The organism is Falsirhodobacter algicola (assembly GCF_018279165.1).
Taxonomy (GTDB): Bacteria; Pseudomonadota; Alphaproteobacteria; order Rhodobacterales; family Rhodobacteraceae; genus Falsirhodobacter; species Falsirhodobacter algicola.
The window spans coordinates 81,516-106,081 of the sequence record NZ_CP047289.1 but is presented as its reverse complement, the minus strand read 5'-3'; the positions used below and the strand labels follow the sequence as shown (position 1 = coordinate 106,081).

Sequence of the window (24,566 nt, the reverse complement as noted above, 5' to 3'; positions counted from 1 at the left end):
CCGCGCCCCGGTCCCAAGTCAGATCGCGTCCAGCGCGCGGCGGATGTCGGCCACCAGATCGTCCGCATCCTCCAGCCCGACGGACAGGCGGATCAGGCCGGGGCTGATGCCCAGCATGTCCTTCTGATCCTGCGGCAGGCGCTGATGGGTGGTGGTGGCGGGATGGGTGGCGATGGATTTCGCATCGCCGAGGTTGTTCGACAGCTTCACGATCTCCAGCGCGTTGAGGAAGCGGAACGCCGCCTCCTTGCCCGCGGCCAGTTCGAACGCGATCATCGTGCCGCCCGCGGACATCTGCGCCTTGGCGATCCCCTGCTGCGGATGATCGTCGAGGAACGGATGGATCACCCGCGCCAGACGCGCATCGCCCCGAAGCGCGCCGGCGATGGTCCATGCCGTTTCGGCCATGGCGCGGCAGCGCAGATCCAGCGTCGCCATGCCGTTCAGCATGATCCACGCGTTGAACGGCGACATGGAGCCGCCGGTATGCTTCATATAGGGTTCGAGCGTGCCGCGCACGAAATCCTGCGTGCCGCAGATCACCCCGCCCAGCGCCCGGCCCTGCCCGTCGATATGCTTGGTGGTGGAATAGATGACGACATCCGCCCCCAGTTCCACGACGTTCGAGAACATCGGCGTCGCGAACACGTTGTCCACGATCACCAGCGCGCCCGCCGCATGGGCGATCTCGGCCACGGCGCGGATGTCGATCACCTCCAGCGTGGGGTTGGAGATCGATTCGAAGAACACCGCGCGGGTGCCCGGCGTCACCGCCGCGCGCCATGCATCGAGATCCGTGCCGTCCACCAGCACGATCTCCACGCCATAGCGGCCAAGGATGGATTCGAGGATGTAGAGGCACGATCCGAACAGCGCCCGCGCCGCCACGATCCGGTCCCCCGCCTTGCAGATCGCCATCAGCGCGCCGTTCACCGCCGCCATCCCCGACGCGGTGGCGAAGGCATCCTCCGTCCCCTCGATCGCGGCGATCCGCTCTTCGAACATGCGGGTGGTGGGGTTGCCGTAGCGGGCATAGATGAAGGCGTCGCCCTCGATGCCCTCGAACCGGGCCTCCGCCTCCTCGGCGGTGTCATAGACGAAGCCCTGCGTCAGGAAGATGGCCTCGGCCATCTCGCCGTACTGGCTGCGGCGGCTGCCGGTATGCACGAGCTTCGTGCGCGGTTTCCAGTCGTTGGCCATCGTCAGACCCTCCAGAACAGAAAAGCCCCCGTCGCCAAAGGCGCGGAGGCGTCGCCCTCACATCATCGGCGGCTTGTTTATCGTGGCCCGCGCTACGGTCTTAATCCTTCGCCACATCCGGGGGCTTAGGCCCCGAGGCGCTTTTCGTCAATCCTTCACGTTCGTGTCACCCCCCTTTCGCCTTGCCGCGCGACAGATCGGGGCGTCGGAACGGGAACGAGGCTCGGGATGCCAATCGCCGTCAACGCCATGGGATGCCTTCCGGTCGAGCGCGACACCGGGGCCCTGGCCGAAGCGCTGACATGGCTGCCCTCGGATGCGCCGATCACCATCCTGATCCACGGCTACCGCTATGCCCCCCATCAGCCGCATGACGATCCCCATGCCGGGATCCTCGGCCCGCAGGGCTGGGCCCGCCGCCTGAACGAGGGGCGCGGCGCCCCCGGCCTGTGCATCGGGCTGGGATGGGACGGGTCGGGCACGATCTGGCAGGCGCATCGGCGGGCCGAAAAGGCGGGCCGGGCGCTGGCCGCGCTGATCCGCCGGATCGGCCATCACGACGGGCCGGTGGGGATCATGGCGCACAGCCTCGGGGCGCGGGTGGCGCTGTCGGCCCTGCCCCATCTGCCGCGCCATGCCGTCGCCCGCATGGTCCTGCTGCAAGGGGCCGAATTCTGCGACACCGCCGAAACCGCGCTGGCCGAGGCCGGAACCGAGGTGCTGAACATCACCAGCCGCGAGAATGACGGCTACGACATGCTGTTCGAGACGCTGGTGGCGCCGCTGTCGGGGCGGCGGACGGTGAGCACGCTGCCCTCGGGGCCGCGGACGGTGACGGTGCAGATCGACGATCCGCGCCACCGCGCGGCGCTGGATCGGCTGGGCATCCCGACCCGCCCGCCGCAGCGGCGCATCTGCCATTGGTCGGGATATCTGCGGCCGGGCATGTTCCGCCTCTATCGCCGGTTCCTGCTGACGCCCGCCGCCCTGCCCCTGCCGCTTCTGCGCGCGGCGGTGCCGACCGATGTGGCGCCGCGCTGGTCCGCACTTTGGCCGCACAGCCCCTGTGCGGGCGCAGCACTGGCATCCGGGCCATCTTCGCCTTACCTTCAGGGCCTGCAAGGTAAGGACATGCCATGATCGAGCTTCATTATTGGCCGACGCCCAACGGGCAGAAGATCACCATCGCGCTGGAGGAGATGGGCCTGCCCTATGATCTTCGCCCGGTGAACATCGGCAAGGGCGAACAGTTCGCGCCCGATTTCCTGAAGATCGCGCCGAACAACCGGATGCCCGCGATCGTCGATCCCGACGGGCCGGACGGCGCGCCGGTGTCGATCTTCGAATCCGGGGCCATCCTGCAATACCTCGCCCGCAAGACCGGCAAGCTGATCGGCACCACCGAGCGCGACCGGATCGAGGTGGAGCAGTGGCTGATGTGGCAGATGGGCGGCGTCGGGCCGATGGCCGGACAGGCGCATCACTTCCTGATCTACGCCCCCGCGATGGAGCCGCCGCAGGTGCTGCCCTATGCCCAAGACCGCTACCGCAACGAGGTCGCGCGTCTTTACGGCGTTCTGGACCGCCGCCTGGCCGACCGCCCCTTTGTGGCCGGCGATTTCCTGTCGATCGCCGATTGCGCGATCTGGCCGTGGGTGAAGGGCTGGGAGAAGCAGCAGCAGGTGCTGGACGACAAGCCGAACCTCGCCCGCTGGATCTCGGAACTGGAGCAGCGCCCCGCCTTCGTCGCGGGTCATGCCGCCGGCGCGGATCTGCGCGGCAACGGCCTTCAGGGCAGCGAGGCGCAAAAGCACCTCTTCGGCAAACGCTGAGGATGGGGGGGGCTGCGGCCCCCCTTACTTCTTCTCGCCGTAGGTCTGAAGCAGCTTGCCCTGCCCCATGAAGAACAGGAACAGCGCCGCCGTCAGCCCGAAGGTCTTGAAGCTGACCCAGACCTCGGTGGAGAACATGCGCCAGACCACCTCGTTCGCGATGGCGAGGCCGAAGAAGAAGGCGCAGATGCGGCGCGTCAGGATCATCCACCCCTCGTGACGCAGCGGGATCGCCTCCTCCAGCACCAGCCGCAGATAGCTTTGCCCGCGCAGCAGCCCGACCCCGAGGATGCTGCCGAAGATCAGGTAGATCAGCGTCGGCTTCATCTTGAAGAACCGCTCGTCGTTCAGCCAGACCGACAGGCCGCCGAACACGACCGCCAGCACCACCGTCGTGATCTGCATCTTCGACAGATGCCCCGTCAGCCGCCACAGGATCAGCGTCGTGATCACCAGAAGCGGGATGAACCCCGCCGTGGCCACGATGAAGCCGCTGTATTCGGTTCCGCCAAGGACGAAGCTGCGATCCTTCAGCGCCAGATAGGCCACGAAGAACAGCACCACGGGGCCGACCTCCAGCACCATCTTCAGCATCGGGTTGATCTTCCGGCGTTCCATGTCGTCCCTTTCAGCCCAGTTGCACCAGAACCGCGCCCGCCGCGATTCCTGCCATCAGCACGATGCGCGGCGCCGACGATCTTTCGCCCAAGGCCACCCATCCGATCAATGCGGCAAAGAGCGTCGATGTCTCGCGCAGCGAGGACACCTCGGCCACCTTGCCGATGCGCGTGCCGATCATCACCCCGCCGAAGCTGACGATGCCGACCAGCGCACCCAGCGCCCCCCGCGCCAGAAGCGGGCGCGCCCAGCGGCCAAGCCCCTCGGCCCGGTGGCGCCACGTCACCAGAACCGGAAAGTCGATCGAGGTGAAGAGGAAGAACCAGATCACGAAGGCGAAGGGGTTTTCCCAAAGCCGGATGCCCCACGCATCGTAGGTGGTGTAGATCGCGACCGTGATCCCCGTCAGCCCCGCCCAGCCCAGCGCCGCGATCAGCGCCGGGCGGTTCAACGGCGCCGCCCGCAGGTTCAGCCGCGCCAGCCACAGGATCGCACCCGACAGGATCGCAACGCCCAACCACTGGACCGGGGTGTAATGCTCGCCCAGCAGGATCGCGGCGAAGGCCAGCGTCGCCAGCGGCCCCGTGCCGCGCACCACCGGATAGACGACGGTATAGGCCCCCCGTTCGTACGCGCGGGCCATGAAGACCTTGTAGGTGAAATGGATGCCCGCCGCCCCCAAGAGGATCAGCCATTCGCCGCCCTGCGGCCATGGCATCACCAGCAGCGCCAGCGGCAGGGTATAGGCGATCATCCAGATGTCGATCGCGGCCCGGCTGACCCATGGGTCCGCGCGGCCCTTCTGCAGGGCGCCGAAACAGGCATGGGCGAAGGCCGAACCCAGCGCCAGAACCATCGCGACATGGGCCCCCATCTGGGTGCCCGCAATCGCGTCCAGCCACGCGATCATCCGTCGATGCCGACCAATGCCCGGGCGAAGTCCTCGGGGTCGAAGGGGGAGAGATCGTTGATCTGCTCACCCACGCCGATGGCGTGGATCGGCAGGCCGAACTTGTCGGCCAGCGCCACCAGCACCCCGCCCCGCGCCGTTCCGTCCAGCTTGGTCATAACGAGGCCCGAGACATCGGCGATGCGGCGGAAGATCTCCACCTGCGCCACCGCGTTCTGGCCCGTGGTCGCATCCAGCACCAGAAGCGTGTTGTGCGGCGCGCTCGGGTCCTTCTTGCGGATCACGCGGACGATCTTGGACAGCTCCTCCATCAGGTCGGCGCGGTTCTGCAGACGGCCCGCCGTGTCGATCATCAGAAGGTCCGCCCCCTCCGCCTCGGCGCGGGTCATCGCGTCATAGGCAAGGCTGGCCGGGTCCGACCCTTCGGGCGCGGTCATCACCGGCACACCCGCGCGCTGGCCCCAGACCTGAAGCTGCTCCACCGCCGCGGCGCGGAAGGTGTCGCCCGCGGCGATCACCACCGTCTTGCCGGCGGCGCGGAACTGGCTGGCCAGCTTGCCGATCGTCGTGGTCTTGCCCGATCCGTTGACCCCCACGACCAGCACCACCTGCGGACGCTGCGGCAAAAGCGGCATGGGCCGGGCCACGGGTTCGAGGATGCGCGCGACCTCGGCCGCCAGCGCCTCGCGGATTTCGGTCGGGGAAACGCGGCGTCCGAACCGGCCTTCGGCGATGTTGGCCGCCACGCGCAGCGATGTCTCCACCCCCATATCGGCGGCGATCAGAACCTCCTCCAGCCCTTCGAGCATGGCATCGTCGAATTCGCGGCGCGGCTCCTCCCGGCCCATCAGGCGGCCCAGAAGGCCGGGCTTGGACGGTGCAGGTGCAGGTGCAGGTGCGGGGGGCGTGTGCGGCGCCTCGGCGGACGGCGCCGGGGGGGGCGTCTCCTCGATGGCGGGCGGGGCCACCACGGTGTCGATCGCCTCGCCCAGCTTGTCCGAGGACCGAGTCATCCGCGCGCGCAATTTGCTGAAGAAGGATGGCATCGGGGCCTCGCATCGGTTGGGATTTCCCCCTTCACCTATGCGCTTTGGCGTCCGGTGGCAACGTCCCGCCCGCCGCCCCGCGCGCCGCTTTCCCTGCCGCGCGCTTCCTGTCACATTGCGGCCAAGCCGAAGGAGATGACCATGCGCGCGATGATTCAGGCCCTGCTGCTGGTGGGCCTTGCCGCCCCCGCATTCGCCCAAGCGCCCCTCAGCGCCGCCGAGTTCGAGCGTTTCGCCACCGGCCGCACCCTGTCCTATGCCTTGGGCGGGCAGACCTTCGGCACCGAACGCTATCTGCCGGGCCGCCGCGTCGTCTGGGCGTTCGAGGGCGACGAATGCCAATATGGCCGCTGGTATCCGCAGGACGATCAGATCTGTTTCGCCTATGACGGCGAAGAGCCGCAATGCTGGACCTTCTGGGAAGATGGCGGCGGGCTGGCGGCCCGTTACATGAATCACCCCGATGGCGGCGGCCTGTCCGAGGTGACCCGCGCCACCGAGCCGCTGCACTGCCCCGGCCCCGAGGTCGGCGTCTAGATCACAGATCCAGAAGGCCCTGCTGCGGCGGCGGGCGGCGCGGACGCTTGGGCTTGCCGCCCAGCACGACGCGGCCATCGTGGAACTGCGCCTCCAGCACCTGCGCCTGTTCGGCGGCGGCGCGGCTGGTCACGACCTCTCCGTCGCCGCGAATCACCGCATAGCCGCGGGCCAGCGTCTCGTGATAGCCGAGGGTCTGGCGCAGACGGTCCACCCCCTCCAGCCGTTCGGACAGGGCGCGCAGCCGCAGGGCGGGCGCCGCGTTCAGCCGCGCCTCCAGCGCCGACAGCGCCTGACGGCCCCGCGCGATCTCCCGCTCGGTGCCGCGCAGGGTCAGCCGCTGGGCGGCCAGCCGCTCGCGGGCGCGTTCCTGACCGCGCCGGGTGCAGGTCTCGAGGGCGCGCAGCCGCCCGTCCAGCCGCTCCCGCCCGCGGGCCGCCAGATCCGCCAAGAGCCGGGGGCGCAGATGCACCGAGAGTTCCGTCAGCCGCGCGCGGCGGGCACTGACCCCGACGCCCAGCGCGCCGTCCAGCCGCCCCGCCCACAAATCGTGCCGCTGCGCCGCCGTCTGCGTCAGCGTCTCGGGCCGCGGCAAGGCGCGGGCCAGATCGCGCAGCCGCTGCGCCCGGTTCACGAATCCCGCCGCCACGCAGCGCGACAAGCTGGCCGCGCGCGCATCCACCGCGGCCAAAAGCTCCACCCGCACCGGCACGGCGCGTTCGGCCGCCGCCGTGGGCGTCGGGGCGCGGTGATCGGCGGCATGGTCGATCAGCGTGGTGTCCGTCTCATGCCCCACGGCCGAGATGAGGGGGATGACGCTTTCGGCCGCCGCACGCACCACGATCTCTTCGTTGAAGCCCCACAGATCCTCGAGGCTGCCGCCGCCGCGCGCCACGATCAGCAGATCCGGGCGCGGGATCGGCCCGCCTGCGGGCAGCGCGTTGAAGCCCCGGATCGCGGCGGCCACCTCGGCGGCGCACCGTTCGCCCTGCACGGCGACGGGCCAGATCAGCACATGGCGGGGAAACCGATCGCGCAGCCGGTGCAGGATGTCGCGGATCACCGCCCCCGAGGGCGAGGTGACGACCCCGATCACCCCCGGCAGCGCCGGCAGCGGGCGCTTGCGCGCGGCGTCGAACAGCCCCTCGGCGGCCAGCGCCTTGCGGCGCTTTTCCAGCATGGCCATCAGCGCACCCGCCCCGGCGGGGCGGATGTCGTCCACGATCAGCTGATATTTCGACTGGCCGGGAAAGGTGGTCATCCGGCCGGTCGCGATCACCTCCATCCCCTCTTCGGGGCGGACGGCAAGGCGCGCGGCCTGCCCCTTCCATGTGATCGCGGCGATGACCGAACGGTCGTCCTTCAGATCGTAATAGAGATGCCCCGAGGCCGGACGCGAGACGCGGCCGATCTCCCCCCGGACGCGGACCTGACCGAATTCGCCTTCGATCACGCGCTTCACCGCACCCGACAGCTCGGATACGGTGAAATCATGGGCGTTATCGTCGGGCGCTTCGAACAGATCCATGATGGCCTTCTTGCGGTTCAATGGGTGCGACCCTAGAACGGACGCGCGAAAAGGCCAAGCGGGGGCGCGATGAACATCCTTATTCTGGGCAGCGGCGGGCGGGAACATGCGCTCGCTTGGGCGGTGAAGCAGAACCCACGATGCGACCGGCTGATCGTCGCGCCGGGCAATGCCGGGATCGCGGCGCTGGCCGAATGTGCCGCGCTCGACATCATGGACGGCGCCGCGGTGGTGGAGTTCTGTTCGGCCAATACGATCGATTTCGTGATCGTCGGCCCCGAGGCCCCGCTGGCCGCCGGTGTGGCCGATGCCACGCGCGCCGCCGGTATCCTGACCTTCGGCCCCTCGGCCGCCGCCGCCCGGATCGAGGCCTCCAAGGCCTTCACCAAGGAGTTGTGCGACGCCGCCGGGGCCGACACCGCCGCCTATGCCCGCTTCACCGAGGCCGAGCCCGCCCGCGCCTATATCCGCGCGCAAGGGGCCCCGATCGTGGTGAAGGCCGATGGTCTGGCCGCCGGCAAGGGCGTGATCGTCGCCCTGACCGAGGATGAGGCGCTGGCCGCGATCGACGACATGTTCGGCGGCGAATTCGGTGCCGCCGGGGCCGAGGTCGTGATCGAAGAGTTCATGGAGGGCGAAGAGGCCTCCTACTTCATCCTGACGGATGGGACGACCTGCCTGCCCATCGGCACCGCGCAGGATCACAAGCGCGCCTTCGACGGCGATGCCGGTCCCAATACCGGCGGCATGGGCGCCTATTCCCCCGCCCCGGTGCTGGAGGGCGCGGTGGCCCAGCGCGCGCTGGACGGGATCGTGATCCCCTGCATGCGCGAACTGGCGCGGCGCGGCACCCCCTATCAGGGCGTGATCTATGCCGGGCTGATGATCAAGGACGGCGTGCCGCGCCTCGTGGAATACAATGCCCGCTTCGGCGATCCCGAGGCGCAGGTGCTGATGATGCGCCTTGGCGCGCAGGCGCTCGATCTGATGCTGGCTTGCGCCGATGGCACGCTGGCCGAGGCGCAGGTGAACTGGGCCGACGATCACGCGCTGACGGTGGTGATGGCCGCGCGCGGCTATCCCGGCACCTACGAGAAGGGCAGCGAGATCCGCGGCCTCGACGCGCTGGAGGAGACGAGCCGCCAGATGGTGTTCCATGCGGGCACCGCGCAGAAGGACGGCCGCATCGTGGCCGTGGGGGGGCGGGTTCTGAACGTCACCGCCCGCGGCGCGACGCTGGCCGAGGCGCAGGCCGACGCCTACCGCATGGTGGATGCGATCGACTGGCCCGAGGGCTTTGCACGGCGCGATATCGGCTGGCGCGCGGTCTAGCATGATCACCCGCCGCCGCCCCCGCCCGCATGATGTGCTCTTCGCGGTCCGGGGGGCGATCCTGCCCCGGATCTGGTGGCGGGTCGCGGTGGTCGCGGCGGCGGCGCTGGCGGAAATGGGCTTCGACCGCTGGGTCACGCCCCTTCAGCACCCGACCGCCGCCGCCTTCGGCGCGTTCGGGGTCGCGCTGTCGCTGTTCCTCGGGTTCCGCAACAACGCCGCCTACAACCGCTGGTGGGAGGCGCGGACCCTGATCGGGCTGCTGCTGGCCGAGATCCGCGCCTTCGCCCGCGAGGTGGAGGTGATGGCCGGGGGCGACCGGCGGCTGATCGCGCTGGCCGAGGGGCATATGCATCTGCTGCGCCTGTTCCTGCGCCAGATCCCGCCCGATGCGGCGGCGCTGGCGGCGCTCGGCCCCGATGCCGATCTGGCCGAGGCCCCCCATCCGCCCTGCGCCGTCTTGGACCGCATGGCCCAGCGCATCGCCGCGATTCCCGACCCCATCGCCCGCCGCGCCCTGAGCGAGCGGCTCGGCCATATGGCCCATCACCAGACCGGCTGCGAAAAGATCGCGCTGACGCCCCTGCCCTTCGCCTATTCGCTGCTGATCTACCGCACCACATGGATCTATTGCCTGCTGGTGCCGCTGTCGCTGATCGAACCGGCCGGCTGGATGACGCCGGTCTTCGCCGCGACCATCGCCTATGTGTTCATGGGGCTGGCCGAAGTGACCGAGGAATTGGTCGAACCCTTCGCCCGCACCGACAACGCCCTGCCCTTGGACGCCATCTGCCGCACCGCCGAAATCAGCCTTGCGCCGCATCTGGGCCGCCCCGCACCGCCGCCCCCGCAGGCCGAGGATCATTACCTGTCCTGAGCGATCGGGTGCTGCGGATGCTTGCCCTTGGCGAAACAGGGGGATATGGGGTGCGGCGTATGTCCGGCAGAGGGGGGACCATGCCACTTCTCGTCATGAAATTCGGGGGCACCTCGGTGGCCGATCTCGCCCGCATCAAGAATGCGGCCGAGAAGGTCAAGAAAGAGGTGGAACGCGGATACGACGTCATCGTCATCGTCTCCGCCATGTCGGGCAAGACGAATGAGCTCGTGGGCTGGGTCGAACAGACCTCGCCGCTGTTCGATGCGCGCGAATACGACGCCGTCGTCGCCTCGGGGGAAAACGTCACGGCGGGGCTGATGGCCCTGACGCTGCAGGAAATGGATGTGCCCGCCCGGTCGTGGCAGGGCTGGCAGGTGCCGATCAACACCACCTCCGCCCATTCCTCGGCCCGTTTCGTGGACATCCCGCGCGAAAATATCGACGCCAAATTTGCCGAAGGCTTCAAGGTCGCGGTGGTCGCCGGCTTCCAGGGCGTCTCGCCCGAGGGGCGGATCACCACGCTGGGCCGGGGCGGTTCGGATACGACGGCGGTGGCCTTCGCCGCGGCCTTCGCGGCCGAACGCTGCGACATCTACACCGATGTCGACGGCATCTACACGACCGATCCGCGCATCACCTCCAAGGCCAAGAAGCTGGACCGCATCGCCTTCGAGGAGATGCTGGAACTGGCGAGCCTTGGTGCCAAAGTGCTGCAGACCCGTTCGGTGGAACTGGCGATGCGCTACAAGGTGAAGCTGCGGGTGCTGTCCTCCTTCGAGGACACGGATGAGACTTCTGGAACGCTGGTCTGCGACGAGGATGATATCATGGAATCGAAAGTAGTTTCGGGCGTCGCCTATTCGCGCGAAGAGGCGAAGATCACGCTGTTCACGATCGAAGACCGCCCGGGCGTCGCCTCCGGCATCTTCGGGCCGCTGGCCGATGCGGGGATCAACGTGGACATGATCGTCCAGAACATCTCCGAGAAGGATTACGACGAGGCCCATCCCGGCGCCGTCACGGACATGACCTTCTCCTGCCCGATCAATCAGGTCGCGCGGGCCAAGAAGGCGCTGGAAGAGGCGCAGGCCAAGGACCTGATCAAGTATGACGAGCTGATCATCGACGAAGACGTGGCCAAGGTCTCGGTCGTCGGGATCGGCATGCGGTCCCATGCGGGCGTCGCGGCGCGGATGTTCCGGGCGCTGTCGGCCGACGGGATCAACATCAAGGTCATCTCCACCTCCGAGATCAAGATTTCGGTCCTGATCGACCGGAAATATATGGAACTTGCCGTTCAGGCGCTCCATGATGCATTCGAGTTGGAGAAGGCCTGAGCAGGCCCACCGGGGGGCAACGTGCCGGAACGCAGCGACAGTGACAGCCGCCGACTTCTGCGCCGCCTGCGCGACAGTCTGGCCCTGCCCGGCCAAGGGCAGGACCGTCTGGACCGCATCACCCACCTGATCGCGGATTCGATGCGGTCGGAGGTGTGCTCGATCTACCTCTTCCGCGACCGCGAAACGCTGGAGCTGTGCTCCACCGAAGGGCTGAAGCCCGAGGCCGTGCACCAGACCCGCCTGAAACTCGGCGAAGGTCTGGTCGGTCAGGTGGCGCGGACGGGCAAACCCCTCAAGACCGCGAACGCCCCCGCCGCCAAGGGCTTCCGCTACATGCCCGAAACCGGCGAGGAGGCCTATTCGGCCTTTCTCGGCGTGCCGATCCAGCGGGTTGGCGAACGGCTGGGCGTGCTTGTCGTGCAGTCCAAGACCGCCCGCACCTATGCCGAGGACGAGGTGGACGCCCTCGAGGTCGTCGCCATGGTTCTGGCCGAGATGGCCGAGCTTGGCGCCTTCAACGGCGATGACGGCGTGGCCCCCAAGCACACCCATCCCGTCCTGTTCCGCGGCAGCATCGGCCAAGAGGGCGCGGCCGAGGGCTGCGTCTGGCTGCATGAGCCGCGGGTCGTCGTCACCAACCCCGTCGCCGACGATCCCCTGACCGAGATCGAGCGCATCCGCGCCGCCGTCGCCAAACTGCGCGTGTCGGTGGACGATCTTCTCTCGCTCGCCTCGCTGGACAAGGAGCAGCGGCAGGTTCTGGAAGCCTACCGCATGTTCGCCAATTCCCGCGGCTGGCTGCGCCGCATGGAGGAGGACATCACCCGCGGCCTGTCGGCCGAAGCGGCGGTTCAGAAGGAACAATCCGCCGCCCGCGCCCGGATGGAGGCGGTGCCCGACGCCTATCTGCGCGACCGTCTGCACGATCTGGACGATCTGGCGAACCGCCTGCTGCGCATCCTGACGGGTCAGGGCCGCGACACCGGCGCCGAGATGCCGCCCGATCCCGTGCTAGTCGCGCGCAACATCGGCCCGGCGGAGCTTCTGGATTACGGGCGCAAGCTGCGCGGCATCGTGCTGGAGGAAGGCTCAGTCGGCAGCCATGCCGCGGTGGTGGCGCGCGCGCTGGCCATTCCGCTGGTGATCCACGCGGCCAATATCACGGCCGAAGCACTGAACGGTGATCCGATCTTGGTGGACGGTGATCAGGGTCTGGCCCATCTGCGCCCTGAGGAAACGATCACAAGGGCCTTTCGCGACAAGATGGCGATGCAGGCACAGGCGCAGGAACGGTATGCCTCGCTGCGGCAGCTTCCGGCGCAATCCCGATGCGGCACGGTCACGGCGCTGCACATGAATGCGGGTCTGATGGCGGACCTGCCCTCGCTCGAACATTCCGGCGCCGAAAGCGTGGGCCTGTTCCGGACCGAGTTGCAGTTTCTGATCCGCAACCAGATGCCGAAGCGGGCGGAACTGGCGCGCATCTACACGCGCGTTCTGGATGCCGCAAAGGGCCGCACGGTCACGTTCCGCACCCTCGACATCGGGTCGGACAAGGTTCTGCCCTATATGAAGCCGCAGGATGAGCCGAACCCCGCGATGGGCTGGCGCGCGATCCGCGTGGGCCTCGACAAACCGGGCGTGCTGCGGATGCAGCTTCAGGCGCTGATCCGGGCGCATGGCACGCGGCCGATGTCGGTGATGTTCCCCTTCATCGCCGAGGGGTCGGAATACCGCGAGGCCCGCGCGCTTTTGCTGCGCGAGATGGAGCGGGAGCGCGCCCTCGGCCATCCCGTTCCCGAAGGGCTGCGCATCGGCACCATGCTGGAAACCCCGGCGCTGGCCTTCGCGCCCGATCATTTCTTCCGCGATGTGGATTTCATCTCCATCGGTGGGAACGATCTGAAGCAGTTCTTCTTTGCCGCCGACCGCGAGAACGAGCGCGTGCGCCGCCGCTACGACACGCTCTCGGCGGCCTTCCTCGAATTCGTGCGCCGCATCGTCGCCCGCTGCGAGGAACATGGCGTGCCTCTCTCCTTCTGCGGCGAGGATGCGGGCCGCCCGATCGAGGCGATGTGCTTCGCCGCCATGGGCATCCGCACGCTGTCGATGCGCCCCGCCTCCATCGGGCCGGTCAAGACGCTGCTGCGCCGGATCGACCTTGCCGGTCTGCGCGCCGTGATCGACGCGGCGATGCTGGATCACGACAGTGTGCGCGAGCCGGTGATCGCATGGCTGGCGACCCAGTCCGGCGACGAGCGCTGAAGCGCCTGTGACCGGCCGCACCCGCCTTTGCCCTTGACCTTCCCCCTGCGACTGCGGAAACAGCATCATGGCCACAGCACGTCTTTCCATCGATCTTGATGCCATCGCCGCCAACTGGCGCAGGCTGGACAGCATGTCCGCACCCGGAACCCAGACCGGCGCCGTCGTGAAGGCGGATGCCTATGGCTGCGGGGCCGGACCCGTCGCGGCGGCCTTGGCCCGCGCGGGGGCGCGGCGCTTCTTCGTCGCCTTGGCCGAAGAGGCGATCACCGTGCGCGACGCCCTCGGCCCCGGCCCGCAGATCAACGTCCTGTCGGGGCACATGCCGGGCGATGCGCGGCTGATCCGCGATCTCGACTTGACGCCCATGCTGAACTCGATCGAGCAGATCATGCGCCATGCGGAGGGCCTGCCCGGCCATCCCTTCGGCATCCAACTCGATACCGGGATGAACCGGCTCGGCCTCGAGATGTCCGAATGGGAGGCCGTGGCCCCCATGGTGCTGGAGCTTGGCCCCGAACTCATCATGTCGCATCTGTGCTGCGCCGACGAGCCGGACCACCCGATGAACGACGAACAGCTGGGCGCCTTCCACGCGATGACCGATGGCTGCGGCGTGCCGCGCTCGCTCTCGGCGACGGGCGGCATCCTTCTGGGCGAGCGGTTCCATTTCGACCTGACCCGTCCGGGCATCGGCCTTCATGGCGCGCGGCCCTTCGCGGCCGGTCTGCCCGCCCTGCGCCTTTCCCTGCCGGTGATCCAACTGCGCGAGGTCGCGGAGGGGGAGATCGTGGGCTATGGCGGCACATGGCAGGCCGAGGGGCCGACCCTCGTTGCGACGCTTTCGGCCGGATATGCCGATGGGCTGTTCCGCGCCCTGTCGGGGCAGGCGACGCTCTGGGCGGGCGACGTGCCCTGCCCGCTGATCGGGCGCGTGTCGATGGATCTGATCACGGTCGATGTCTCGCATCTCGAATCGGTGCCGGACACGCTGGACATCCTCGGCCCGCATCAGCGCGTGGACGATCTGGCCGATATCGCCGGCACCATCGGATACGAGGTGATGACCGCGCTTGGACCCCGCTATCTGCGGACGTATTCGGGACAGGGCGCATGATCCTGACACAGCCCCTCGCGGCGCTTGGCCGGGCCGTGCTGCGCCTTCTGGCCGGGATCGGCAGCGTGGCGATCTTTGCCGCCCGCGTCGTCAGCCACACGGTCCGCCCGCCCTTCTATCCGCGCGAATTCCTGATGGCCATGCTGCAGATCGGCTGGTTCAGCCTGCCCGTGGTGGGGTTGACCGCGCTGTTCACCGGGGGGGCGCTGGCGCTTCAGATCTATGCCGGCGGCGCGCGTTACGGCGCCGAGGCGGCGGTTCCCTCCATCACCGCGATCGGGATGGTGCGCGAGCTTGGCCCGGTTCTGGGCGGGCTGATGGTGGCGGCGCGCGTCACCTCCTCCATCGCCGCCGAGATCGGCACCATGAAGGTGACCGAGCAGATCGACGCCTTGGTCACGCTGTCCACCAACCCGCTGAAATACCTCGCCGTGCCGCGCGTTCTGGCGGCGGTGCTGGTGATGCCGGTTCTGGTGGCGGTGGGCGATTCCATCGGCATCGCGGGCGGCTGGATCGTCGGCGTGCATCAGCTGGGCTTCAACCCGGCGACCTATATCAAGAACACCGTCGATTTCCTCGAATTCTGGGACATCGGCTCCGGCCTCGTGAAGGGGGCGGCCTTCGGGTTCATCATCGCGCTGATGGGCGTGTATCACGGCATGGCCTCGGGCCGCGGGGCCGAGGGCGTGGGCACGGCCACGAAATCGGCGGTGGTCGCAGCTTCGGTGCTGATCCTTGCCGCCAACTTCGTGCTGACAAGGGTGTTCTTCGCATCATGATCGAGCTGTCGAACGTCCATAAGGCCTTCGGGGCAAATCAGGTGCTGCGCGGTGTGGATCTGAGCATCGCCAAGGGCACCAGCACCGTCATCATCGGCGGATCGGGCACCGGCAAATCGGTGCTGCTGAAATCCGTCCTCGGGCTGGTGCGGCCCGACAGCGGGACGATCACGCTGGACGGGCAGGACGTGACCAAGGGCGACCGCGACGCCTTTCTGGCGCGGTTCGGGATGCTGTTTCAGGGCGCGGCCCTGTTCGATTCGCTCCGCGTTTGGGAGAATGTGGCCTTTCGCCTGCGTCAGGGCCGCCAGAAGCGTCCGCGCGACGAGGCGCGGGAGATCGCGATCGAGAAGCTGCGCCGCGTCGGGCTGAAGCCCCATGTCGCCGATCAGTACCCGGCCGAGTTGTCGGGCGGGATGCAAAAGCGCGTCGGCCTTGCCCGCGCCATCGCCGCCGAGCCGGAGATCATCTTCTTCGACGAACCGACCACCGGCCTCGATCCGATCATGTCCGGCGTCATCAACGACCTGATCCGCGAGATCGTGACCGAAATGGGCGCGACCGCGATGACGATCACCCATGACATGACCTCGGTCCGGGCCATCGCCGACAACGTGGCGATGCTGCATGGCGGCAAGGTGCGCTGGTCCGGCCCCGTGGCCGATCTGGATGCGACGAGCGATCCCTATGTCCAGCAGTTCATCCACGGTCGGGCCGAGGGACCGATCGAAAGCGTGCGCTGATGGCCAAGAGCCTCGCCTTCACCTGCACCGAATGCGGCGCGGCCCATCGCAAATGGGCCGGCAAATGCGACGCCTGCGGCGCATGGAACAGCATCGTGGAGGAAGCGCCCCTGTCCAGCGGCCCCAAGACGCTGGGCGCCGCGCGCGGCAAGGGGATCGAACTGACCGACCTTGCCACCGAGGAAGCCCCGCCCCCCCGCGCAGCCTCGGGGATGGACGAATTGGACCGCGTTCTGGGCGGCGGGCTGGTTCCGGCCTCGGCGGTGCTGGTCGGGGGCGATCCGGGCATCGGCAAATCGACGCTGCTGCTTCAGGCGGCGGCCAGCTTTGCGCAGGCCGGGCTGAAATGCCTCTATATCTCCGGCGAGGAAGCCTCGGCGCAGGTGCGGATGCGGGCGCAGCGGCTGGGCCTGACGAAGGCCCCCGTCATGCTGGGCGCGGAAACGAACCTGCGCGAGATTCTGACCACGCTCGACCGCGAACGTCCGCAGCTTGCCATCATCGATTCCATCCAGACCATGTGGATGGACACGATCGAAAGCGCGCCGGGATCGGTCAGTCAGGTCCGTGCCGCGGCGCATGAGTTGGTGACCTTCGCGAAAACGCGCGGTGTGGCCGTCATCATCGTCGGCCATGTCACCAAGGAAGGCACCATCGCCGGCCCCCGCGTGGTCGAGCATATGGTCGATACCGTCCTCTATTTCGAAGGGGAGCGCGGCCATCAGTTCCGCATCCTGCGCGCCGTGAAGAACCGCTTCGGCCCCGCCGACGAGATCGGCGTCTTCGAGATGACGGGCGACGGGCTGGCGCAGGTGATGAACCCCTCGGCGCTGTTCCTGTCGGAACGCGACAAACCCGCGCCGGGATCGGCCGTCTTTGCCGGGATCGAGGGCACGCGCCCCGTCCTGACCGAGATTCAGGCGCTCGTCGCGCCCTCTCCCCTCGGCACGCCCCGGCGCACGGTGGTGGGGCTGGATTCGGGCCGCCTGTCCACCATCCTCGCCGTGCTGGAGGCGCGCTGCGCCATTCCCTTCGCCGGGCTCGATGTGTTCCTGAACGTCGCGGGCGGGATGCGGGTGAACGAACCCGCGGCCGATCTGGCCGTCGCCGCCGCCCTTCTTTCGGCGCGCGAGGATGTGGCGATCCCGCCCGACATGGTCCTTTTCGGGGAAATAAGCCTGTCGGGGGCGCTTCGCCCGGTGGGTCAGACGGAAAACAGATTGAAAGAAGCCTCGAAACTTGGTTTCACACGGGCGATCGCCCCCAGCCGGTCCAAACTCGGATCGGTGGAGGGGATGGATGTGCGGCAGATGGCCGACCTGACCGCCTTCGTGGGCGATGTCTTCGGGGCCGGTTGAGGGAGAGAACATGGACGGCTTTACCATCATCGACGCCGTGGTTGCGGTCGTCATCGTTCTGTCGGCCGTTCTGGCCTATGCGCGCGGTCTGGTGCGCGAGGTCATGGCGATCGTCGGCTGGGTGCTGGCGGCCATGCTGGCCTTCGCCTTCGCGGCGGCGGCACAGCCGCTCGTGCTCCAAATCCCGGTGGTCGGCGATTTCATCGGCGACAGCTGCGAATTGTCGGTCGTCGCCGCCTTTGCCGCGATCTTCGCGCTGGCGCTGGTGGTGATGTCGCTGTTCACGCCGCTCCTGTCCTCGGCGATCCGGGGCACGGCGATCAGCGGCATTGATCAGGCGCTCGGGTTCCTGTTCGGCGCGGCGCGGGGCATCCTGCTGATCGCGGTGGCCTTCCTCGTCTATGACCGGGTGATCGGGGCGCAAACCGTGCCGATGGTGGACAATTCGCGCGCGGCCCATGTCTTCGCCTCGTTCCAGAACCGCATCAACGACGAAGTGCCCGACGACGCCCCCGGCTGGATCGTGGCGCGGTACGAACAACTGGTGGGCACCTGCGGCGCACCTGTGCAATCCGTGGCCCCCGAGGCGCCCGGGACGCAGAACTGACCTCCGTATGACGACAGGAGGGTGACAGCGCGCCCGGAAGCGACTACACGGGGGGCAATTCCACGGATTCGGAGCGCGCCCATGCGACCCTTCCTTTCCCACCCCTTCGACGATGACAAGTTGAAGGAAGAATGTGGGGTTTTCGGTGTCATCGGTGTGGCCGATGCCGCGAACTTCGTCGCCCTCGGCCTGCACGCATTGCAGCATCGCGGGCAGGAAGCCGCCGGGATCGTGTCGCATCACCCCGAACACGGGTTCAACTCGGCCCGCCGCTTCGGCTATGTCCGCGACAACTTCACCAACCAGAAGGTGATGGACACGCTGCCGGGCGAACTGGCGATCGGCCATGTCCGCTATTCCACCGCCGGGTCCAAGGGCGCGACCGCGATCCGCGACGTGCAGCCCTTCTTCGGCGAATTCTCCATGGGTGGCGCGGCGATCGCGCATAACGGCAACCTGACCAACGCCGCCCAACTGCGCAAGGAATTGATCGAACGCGGTTCGATCTTCCAGTCCTCCTCGGACAGCGAATGCATCATCCACCTGATGGCTCGGTCGATCCAGCGGACGGTCCCCGAACGCATGAAGGACGCGCTGCGCCGGGTCGAGGGGGCCTTCTCGGTCATCGCGATGACGCGCACCAAGCTGATCGGCGTGCGCGATCCCTTGGGCGTGCGCCCGCTGGTTCTGGGCCGGGTCGGCGAAGGCTATGCCCTGTCCTCGGAAACCTGCGGCCTCGACATCATCGGCGCCGATTTCGTGCGCGAGGTGGAGCCGGGCGAGATGGTCGTGATCGAGGATGGCGAGATCACTTCCTCGCGGCCCTTCGCGCCCGCGACCTCGCGCTTCTGCATCTTCGAGCATGTGTATTTCTCGCGCCCCGATTCGATCCTCGGCGGGCGCTCGGTCTACGAGACGCGCCGCCAGATCGGCGTGGAACTGGCGCGCGAGGCCCCGGTGGAGGCCGATCTCGTCTGCCCCGTGCCCGACAGCGGCACCCCGGCGGCGATCGGCTACAGTCAGGAATCCGGCATCCCCTATGCGATGGGCATCATCCGCAACCAATATATGGGGCGGACCTTCATCGAACCGACCGAGCAGATCCGCAACATGGGCGTCCGGCTGAAGCTGAACGTCAACCGCGGCCTGATCAAGGGCAAGCGCATCATCCTCGTGGACGATTCCGTGGTCCGCGGCACGACCAGCCGCAAGATCAAGGACATGATCCTAGATGCCGGCGCCGCCGAGGTGCACTTCCGCATCGCCTCGCCGCCGACCGCATGGCCCTGCTTCTACGGTGTGGACACGCCCGAACGCTCCAAGCTGCTGGCGGCGAACATGTCCGAAGAGGAGATGCGCGATTGGATCGGCGTCGACTCGCTCCGGTTCATCAGCCTCGACGGCCTCTACCGCGCGGCGGGCGAGCCCGAGGGCCGCGACCCGCGCCGCCCGCAATATTGCGATGCCTGCTTCTCGGGGGAATATCCCGTGGCCCCCAGCGACAAGCTGGCCGAGGGGTTCGAGATGAAGGAAGCGGCAGAGTAACCTTTACAGGCCCGCCCCCGCCTTCTAGATCCTTGCCAAAGGACAGGGAGGCGGCATGACCGGCATCACAGGTTTCGACGCGGCGGAAGACGCGCTTGCCTTCCGCGGCGCCCTCGGGCGCTTTGCCACCGGGGTGACGCTGGTGACGGCGCAGACCGCGGCGGGGCCGATCGGGATGATCGCGAACAGCTTCGCCTCCGTCTCGCTCGATCCGCCCTTGGTGCTGTGGTCCCCGGCGCGGGCCTCGTCGCGTTTCGCTCATTTCGAGCAGGCGCGCCATTTCGTCATCCATGTGCTGGCCGAGGATCAGGATCACGTCTCCGCCGCCTTCGGGCGCGGCGGGGCGGGGTTCGAGGCGGTGGGCCACCGGCTGCACGACACCGGCCCCATGATCGACGGCGCGCTGGCGCGGTTCGAATGCACGACCCATGCCACCCATGACGGCGGCGATCACCTGATCGTGGTCGGCCGCGTCGGCCGTGTGACCGTGGCGGAAGGCCGGCCGATGATCTTCAGCCAAGGCCGCTTCGGGCGCCTCGCATGAGGGTTCTGGTGTTCCTTCTGCTGGCGGGCTGCGCACCCCGGCCCGATATCGGCCCCCTGCCCGTCGATGACGCCCCCGCCCCCGTCCTGCTGCCGCAGGAGGAGATCGCGGCCCGCATCGCGGCGACCCCCGCCGGACCCGCCGTGGAGGACGATCTGAACGCCCGCGCCGCCGCCCTGCGCGCCCGCGCGGGAAACCTGCGCTGAGGGCTGGCACGCCGGGGCGCAACGGGCTATCAAACCTCCGGCTACATTCGGAGGATTCATGCCCGCTCCCCTGCGTATCGGACTTGCCGGCCTTGGAACGGTCGGCGTCGGCGTCATCAAGATCGTGCAGCAACATGCCGACATGATCGCCATGCGCGCGGGGCGGCCGATTACGATCACAGCCGTCTCGGCCCGCGATGCCACCCGCGATCGCGGGGTGGACCTGTCGGGCTTTGCGTGGGAATCCGATCCCGTCGCACTGGCGCGGCGCGACGATGTCGATGTCTTCGTCGAGGTGATGGGCGGCCATGAAGGGGCCGCCAAGGACGCGACCGAGGCGGCGCTGGCCACCGGCAAGGATGTCGTGACGGCGAACAAGGCCCTGCTGGCCCATTACGGGCAAGCGCTGGCCGACAGCGCCGAGGCCGCGGGCCGCACCATCCGCTTCGAGGCCGCCGTCGCGGGCGGCATCCCGATCATCAAGGCCCTGACCGAAGGTCTGGCCGGGAATGCCATCCGCCGCGTGATGGGCGTGATGAACGGCACCTGCAACTACATCCTCACCCGGATGGAGGATACGGGCCTGCCCTACGATGTCGTCTTCGAGGAGGCCCGCGCCCTCGGCTATCTCGAGGCCGATCCGAACCTTGATGTCGGGGGGATCGATGCCAGCCACAAGCTGAGCCTTCTGGCCTCCATCGCCTTCGGCACGCAGGTGTCGTTCGACGCGGTGGAAATGGAGGGCATCGGCGCCGTCTCCATCGACGATATCCGCCGGGCGGGCGATATGGGGTATCGCATCAAGCTCTTGGGTGTGGCGCAGATGACCGGCCGCGGGCTGGAGCAGCGGATGACGCCCTGCCTCGTGCCCTGCGACAGCCCGCTGGGGCAGCTTTCGGGCGGCACGAACATGGTCGTGGTCGAAGGCGATGCGGTGGGTCAGATCGTGCTGCGCGGCGCGGGCGCGGGCCAAGGGCCGACCGCCAGCGCCGTCATGGGCGATGTGATCGATCTGGCGCGCGGCATCCGCACGCCCACCTTCGGCGTTCCGGCGGCGCATCTGACGGTGCCGGTCGCGGCCCATTCGGCGGCCCCCGCCGCGTGGTATCTGCGCATGCGCCTCGTGGACAAGCCGGGCGCGCTGGCCAAGATCGCGACCAAACTCGGCGAGGCGGGCGTCTCCATCAACCGGATGCGCCAATACGGCCAGTCCGATGGCGATGCGCCGGTGCTGATCGTGACGCATAAGGCGACGCGCGACGACATCCAAACCGCCCTGTCCTCGTTCAAGACGACGGGCGTTCTGGCGGCCGAACCGGTCGCATTGCGGATCGAAGACGTCTGATAGCGCCACCATACTTGCCCCCCTCTGCCCCCCGCACTACCACTGGGGGGCAAAGAGGAGACGAGGGGCAAGATGGCCAACGCAGAACAATTTCAGGACCGTATGCTGTCACTGGGCCTTGCCCGTGTGTCGGAGGCAGCGGCGCTTGCCTCGCACAGCCTGATCGGGCGCGGCGACGAAAAGGCGGCCGATCAGGCCGCGGTCAACGCCATGCGCGATCAGCTGAACCTGCTGGACATCGCCGGCGTCGTCGTCATCGGCGAGGGGGAGCGTGACGAGGCGCCGATGCTGTTCATCGGCGAGGAGGTCGGCACCGGCAACGGCCCGGCCGTGGACATCGCGCTCGATCCGCTGGAGGGGACGACCCTCACCGCCAAGGATATGCCGAACGCGCTGACCGTGATCGCGATGGCACCGCGCGGCACGCTGCTGCATGCGCCGGACGTCTATATGGAGAAACTGGCGATCGGCCCCGGCTATGCCCCGGACACGGTGACGCTGGCGATGTCGCCCGCCGAACGCGTGCACGCGCTGGCCAAGGCCAAGGGCGGCTCGGCGCAGGACATCACCGTCTGCATCCTCGAGCGGGATCGCCACGAGGATCTGATCGCCGAAGTGCGCGCCACCGGCGCCGCCATCCGCCTGATCACCGATGGCGACGTGGCCGGTGTCATCCACTGCGCCACGCCCGGCACGGGGATCGACATGTATATGGGTTCGGGCGGCGCACCGGAGGGGGTGCTGGCGGCCTCGGCGCTCAAATGCATGGGTGGGCAGATCTACGGCAAGCTGCTGTTCCGCAACGATGACGAGATCGGCCGCGCCCGCAAGGCCGGGATCGAGGATCTGGACCGCATCTACACCAAGGACGAACTGGTGACGGGCGATGTCATCTTTGCCGCGACCGGGGTGACGGATGGCAACCTCGTGGCCGGCATCAAGCGCGAGATCGGCTGGGTCACGACCGAAACCGTCCTGATGCGCTCGCGCACGGGATCGGTGCGGCGGATGACCTATCGCAACCCGATCAAGGCGATCTGACCATCGAGAAACGCCCTGTCATCCGACAGGGCGTTTTCATATCCGGAAAGGGCTGGAGCGGGTGAAGGGAATCGAACCCTCGTCATAAGCTTGGAAGGCTTCTGCTCTACCATTGAGCTACACCCGCATTGCGGCCTTGCTTACCGCGCCGGTCGGGCCTTGGCAAGCCACTCCGGCGCGGGGCGTCATTTCACGGTGATGCGCCCATCGGTGAAGGGCGTGTAGGGCTGATGCGCCGACAGGTATTCGGCCACGACATCCGCCAGATCCGGCCCGAAATCATAGGCGTTCTTGGCATCGACGAAGCTGTCATAGCCGTCGCCGCCATTGCGGACGTAGTTGTTGGACACGGCCATGTACTCCGCCGCCATATCCAGCGGCTGATCGCCCACCATCACCTCCGACACGCGCTGCCCCACCGGGGCGGCGGGATCGACGGTGTAGCGCATGCCCGCCACCTGCGGGAAGCGGCCCCCGCCATCGGCCATCTGGCTGACGCCGTTCTCCAGCGCCTCCTTCAGTTGCGCGCCGGTGATCTGGAAGGTGGAGAGCGTGTTGTTGAAGGGCAGCACCGTCAGCACCTCGCCCATCGTCACCGGCCCCGCGTCGATCGAGGCGCGCAGCCCCCCGCCATTGACGAGCGAGATCTGCACCCCCTGATCGGCCACGCGGGCCAGCTGCGCCTCGGCGACGAGGTTGCCCATGGAGCATTCCCGCTGGCGGCAGACGTCACGGTCGCCCTCGATCGCGGCCTCCGTCTCGCCGATTTGGCGGGCGCGGATCTCCTCCAGCGGGCCGGCAAGCTCCGCGACGCGGGCGGCGGCCTCCGGGTCTTCGGCCACCGAGGCATCGAGCAGCTTCGGCGCCCCATCCGCCGCGATCACCCGGCCATCGTCGTCGAAGGTCACGACGAGTTCGCCCAGATACATCGAATAGGCCTCTGCCTGCACGATCGGCACGCCGTTCACCATCGTCGGATAGGGGCCGGCCGCGCCCTCGCCGGTCCCCAGCAGCGTGTGGCTGTGCCCGCCCACGATCACGTCGACCCCATGGGTCTGATCGGCGATCTGCTGATCCACCGAATAGCCCGAATGCGACAGCAGGATGATCTTGTCGATCCCCTGCCCCGTCAGCTCATCCACCTCGGCCTGAACGGCCGGCGCGGGGGCGGAGAAGGTCAGGTTCGGGCCGGGGCTGGCCAGTTCGTCATTGTCCTGCGGCGTCAGGCCGATGACGCCGATCTTCTCGCCCCCGACCTCCAACACGACATGCGCGGCGATCTTGCCCGTCAGCAGCGGCTCGGACGAGGTGTCCATGTTCGCGGCCAAAAGCGGCGTGTCCACCGCATCGGCCAGCGCCGCCAGTTCCTCGGGCCCGTCATCGAGCTCGTGGTTGCCCACCGCCATCGCGTCATAGCCGATGCGGTCGATGAACTCCGCCGCCGCCGCATGCTTGTAGCGCGTGTAGAACAGCGTGCCTTGGAACCAGTCGCCGCCATCCAGCACGACCGGGTTCACCGCCGCCTCCCGCGCCTCGCGCGTGGCGGTCACCAGACGGGCCACGCCGCCGAAGCATTTGCCCGCGGCATCGTCCTCCGCCCCGCAGGACGAACCGGAGGATGTCACCGGCTCGAACCGGTCATGGACATCGTTGGTGTGCAGGATGGTCAGCGTGAAATCGGCATGGGCCGCGCCGGCGCCAAGCGCCAAGGCCGCTGCGGTGGCAAGAAGGGTGCGCATCTTCATCTCCGGATGGATCCGCGCACAGATTGCGATGCGACGCGCCTTCTGTCA

The 24,566-nt window shown here is 68.1% G+C and carries 23 protein-coding genes and 1 tRNA gene; 17 read left to right on the top strand and 7 right to left on the bottom strand.

Translation table 11 applies throughout. The features are described 5' to 3' along the window. Positions 1-18 precede the first annotated feature (18 nt). Positions 19-1,200, bottom strand: coding sequence for an O-succinylhomoserine sulfhydrylase (gene metZ, locus GR316_RS00555; protein WP_211784140.1), 1,182 nt, complete (start codon positions 1,198-1,200; stop codon positions 19-21). Between the two features lie 228 nt (positions 1,201-1,428). Here metZ and GR316_RS00550 point away from each other — a divergent pair, with 228 nt between their 5' ends. Together GR316_RS00550 and GR316_RS00545 are read left to right on the top strand one after the other, a co-directional pair. Then, positions 1,429-2,340: an RBBP9/YdeN family alpha/beta hydrolase gene (locus GR316_RS00550; RefSeq protein WP_211784139.1), complete on the top strand. Its 912-nt coding sequence runs from the start codon at positions 1,429-1,431 to the stop codon at positions 2,338-2,340. Continuing rightward, a complete protein-coding gene (locus GR316_RS00545; RefSeq protein WP_211784138.1) occupies positions 2,337-3,032 on the top strand; it encodes a glutathione S-transferase family protein in 696 nt (231 codons plus the stop codon). Before GR316_RS00550 ends, GR316_RS00545 begins: the two co-directional genes overlap by 4 nt. 24 nt (positions 3,033-3,056) lie before the next feature. Here the strand turns inward: GR316_RS00545 and GR316_RS00540 are convergent, their stop codons facing one another. From GR316_RS00540 to ftsY, 3 genes are read right to left on the bottom strand one after another with little or no spacing between them, the layout of a single operon-like run. Continuing rightward, entirely contained in the window at positions 3,057-3,650 is a 594-nt protein-coding gene (locus GR316_RS00540) for an inner membrane-spanning protein YciB (protein WP_211784137.1), read from the bottom strand. A 10-nt stretch (positions 3,651-3,660) separates the two neighbouring features. After that, positions 3,661-4,560 carry a DMT family transporter gene (locus GR316_RS00535; protein WP_211784136.1) on the bottom strand — a complete coding sequence of 300 codons (900 nt, stop codon included), beginning with the start codon at positions 4,558-4,560 and terminating at the stop codon, positions 3,661-3,663. Further along, on the bottom strand, positions 4,557-5,606 hold the full coding sequence (ftsY, locus tag GR316_RS00530) for a signal recognition particle-docking protein FtsY (RefSeq protein ID WP_211784135.1): 1,050 nt from the start codon (positions 5,604-5,606) through the stop codon (positions 4,557-4,559). Before ftsY ends, GR316_RS00535 begins: the two co-directional genes overlap by 4 nt. Before the next feature lie 141 nt (positions 5,607-5,747). Between ftsY and GR316_RS00525 the strand changes: the two genes are divergently transcribed. Then, positions 5,748-6,143 carry a hypothetical protein gene (locus tag GR316_RS00525; RefSeq protein WP_211784134.1) on the top strand — a complete coding sequence of 132 codons (396 nt, stop codon included), beginning with the start codon at positions 5,748-5,750 and terminating at the stop codon, positions 6,141-6,143. A 1-nt stretch (position 6,144) separates the two neighbouring features. On the opposite strand, the gene xseA is transcribed toward GR316_RS00525, so the two are convergent. Further along, positions 6,145-7,674, bottom strand: a complete 1,530-nt coding sequence (xseA, locus tag GR316_RS00520; protein WP_390625187.1) for an exodeoxyribonuclease VII large subunit — start codon at positions 7,672-7,674, stop codon at positions 6,145-6,147. 66 nt (positions 7,675-7,740) lie between these two features. Here xseA and purD point away from each other — a divergent pair, with 66 nt between their 5' ends. From purD to glpX, 14 genes are all read left to right on the top strand, one after another. Next, positions 7,741-9,003 carry a phosphoribosylamine--glycine ligase gene (gene purD / locus GR316_RS00515; protein ID WP_211784132.1) on the top strand — a complete coding sequence of 421 codons (1,263 nt, stop codon included), beginning with the start codon at positions 7,741-7,743 and terminating at the stop codon, positions 9,001-9,003. 1 nt (position 9,004) lies between these two features. Next, positions 9,005-9,880 (top strand): bestrophin family protein, encoded by an 876-nt coding sequence (locus tag GR316_RS00510; RefSeq protein ID WP_211784131.1) that lies wholly within the window; start codon positions 9,005-9,007, stop codon positions 9,878-9,880. 80 nt (positions 9,881-9,960) lie between these two features. Further along, a complete protein-coding gene (locus tag GR316_RS00505) occupies positions 9,961-11,220 on the top strand; it encodes an aspartate kinase (protein ID WP_211784130.1) in 1,260 nt (419 codons plus the stop codon). Between the two features lie 21 nt (positions 11,221-11,241). Then, positions 11,242-13,488: a phosphoenolpyruvate--protein phosphotransferase gene (ptsP, locus tag GR316_RS00500; protein WP_211784129.1), complete on the top strand. Its 2,247-nt coding sequence runs from the start codon at positions 11,242-11,244 to the stop codon at positions 13,486-13,488. 67 nt (positions 13,489-13,555) lie between these two features. Beyond that, positions 13,556-14,605: an alanine racemase gene (alr, locus tag GR316_RS00495; RefSeq protein WP_211784128.1), complete on the top strand. Its 1,050-nt coding sequence runs from the start codon at positions 13,556-13,558 to the stop codon at positions 14,603-14,605. Further along, entirely contained in the window at positions 14,602-15,384 is a 783-nt protein-coding gene (locus tag GR316_RS00490) for an MlaE family ABC transporter permease (protein ID WP_211784127.1), read from the top strand. The genes alr and GR316_RS00490 overlap by 4 nt, the downstream gene beginning before the upstream one ends. After that, complete coding sequence (locus tag GR316_RS00485) at positions 15,381-16,127, top strand: ABC transporter ATP-binding protein (protein WP_211784126.1); 747 nt, start codon at positions 15,381-15,383, stop codon at positions 16,125-16,127. Before GR316_RS00490 ends, GR316_RS00485 begins: the two co-directional genes overlap by 4 nt. Further along, positions 16,127-17,485, top strand: coding sequence for a DNA repair protein RadA (radA, locus tag GR316_RS00480; protein WP_211784125.1), 1,359 nt, complete (start codon positions 16,127-16,129; stop codon positions 17,483-17,485). Before GR316_RS00485 ends, radA begins: the two co-directional genes overlap by 1 nt. A 10-nt stretch (positions 17,486-17,495) precedes the next feature. Then, positions 17,496-18,092, top strand: coding sequence for a CvpA family protein (locus GR316_RS00475; protein WP_211784124.1), 597 nt, complete (start codon positions 17,496-17,498; stop codon positions 18,090-18,092). Between the two features lie 81 nt (positions 18,093-18,173). Further along, positions 18,174-19,637 (top strand): amidophosphoribosyltransferase, encoded by a 1,464-nt coding sequence (gene purF, locus GR316_RS00470; RefSeq protein ID WP_211784123.1) that lies wholly within the window; start codon positions 18,174-18,176, stop codon positions 19,635-19,637. A 55-nt stretch (positions 19,638-19,692) separates the two neighbouring features. Continuing rightward, positions 19,693-20,181 (top strand): flavin reductase family protein, encoded by a 489-nt coding sequence (locus tag GR316_RS00465; protein ID WP_211784122.1) that lies wholly within the window; start codon positions 19,693-19,695, stop codon positions 20,179-20,181. Then, entirely contained in the window at positions 20,178-20,387 is a 210-nt protein-coding gene (locus GR316_RS00460; RefSeq protein WP_211784121.1) for a hypothetical protein, read from the top strand. Before GR316_RS00465 ends, GR316_RS00460 begins: the two co-directional genes overlap by 4 nt. 58 nt (positions 20,388-20,445) lie before the next feature. After that, entirely contained in the window at positions 20,446-21,732 is a 1,287-nt protein-coding gene (locus tag GR316_RS00455; RefSeq protein ID WP_211784120.1) for a homoserine dehydrogenase, read from the top strand. A 72-nt stretch (positions 21,733-21,804) separates the two neighbouring features. Continuing rightward, positions 21,805-22,773, top strand: a complete 969-nt coding sequence (glpX, locus tag GR316_RS00450; protein WP_211784119.1) for a class II fructose-bisphosphatase — start codon at positions 21,805-21,807, stop codon at positions 22,771-22,773. Between the two features lie 53 nt (positions 22,774-22,826). On the opposite strand, the gene GR316_RS00445 is transcribed toward glpX, so the two are convergent. Both GR316_RS00445 and GR316_RS00440 read right to left on the bottom strand, forming a co-directional pair. Then, positions 22,827-22,900: transfer RNA gene (locus tag GR316_RS00445), tRNA-Gly, on the bottom strand. A 58-nt stretch (positions 22,901-22,958) separates the two neighbouring features. Continuing rightward, the gene (locus GR316_RS00440; RefSeq protein ID WP_390625167.1) at positions 22,959-24,512 is read right to left on the bottom strand and encodes a bifunctional metallophosphatase/5'-nucleotidase; all 1,554 of its coding nucleotides are present in this window, start codon (positions 24,510-24,512) and stop codon (positions 22,959-22,961) included. Between the last annotated feature and the right edge of the window lie 54 nt (positions 24,513-24,566).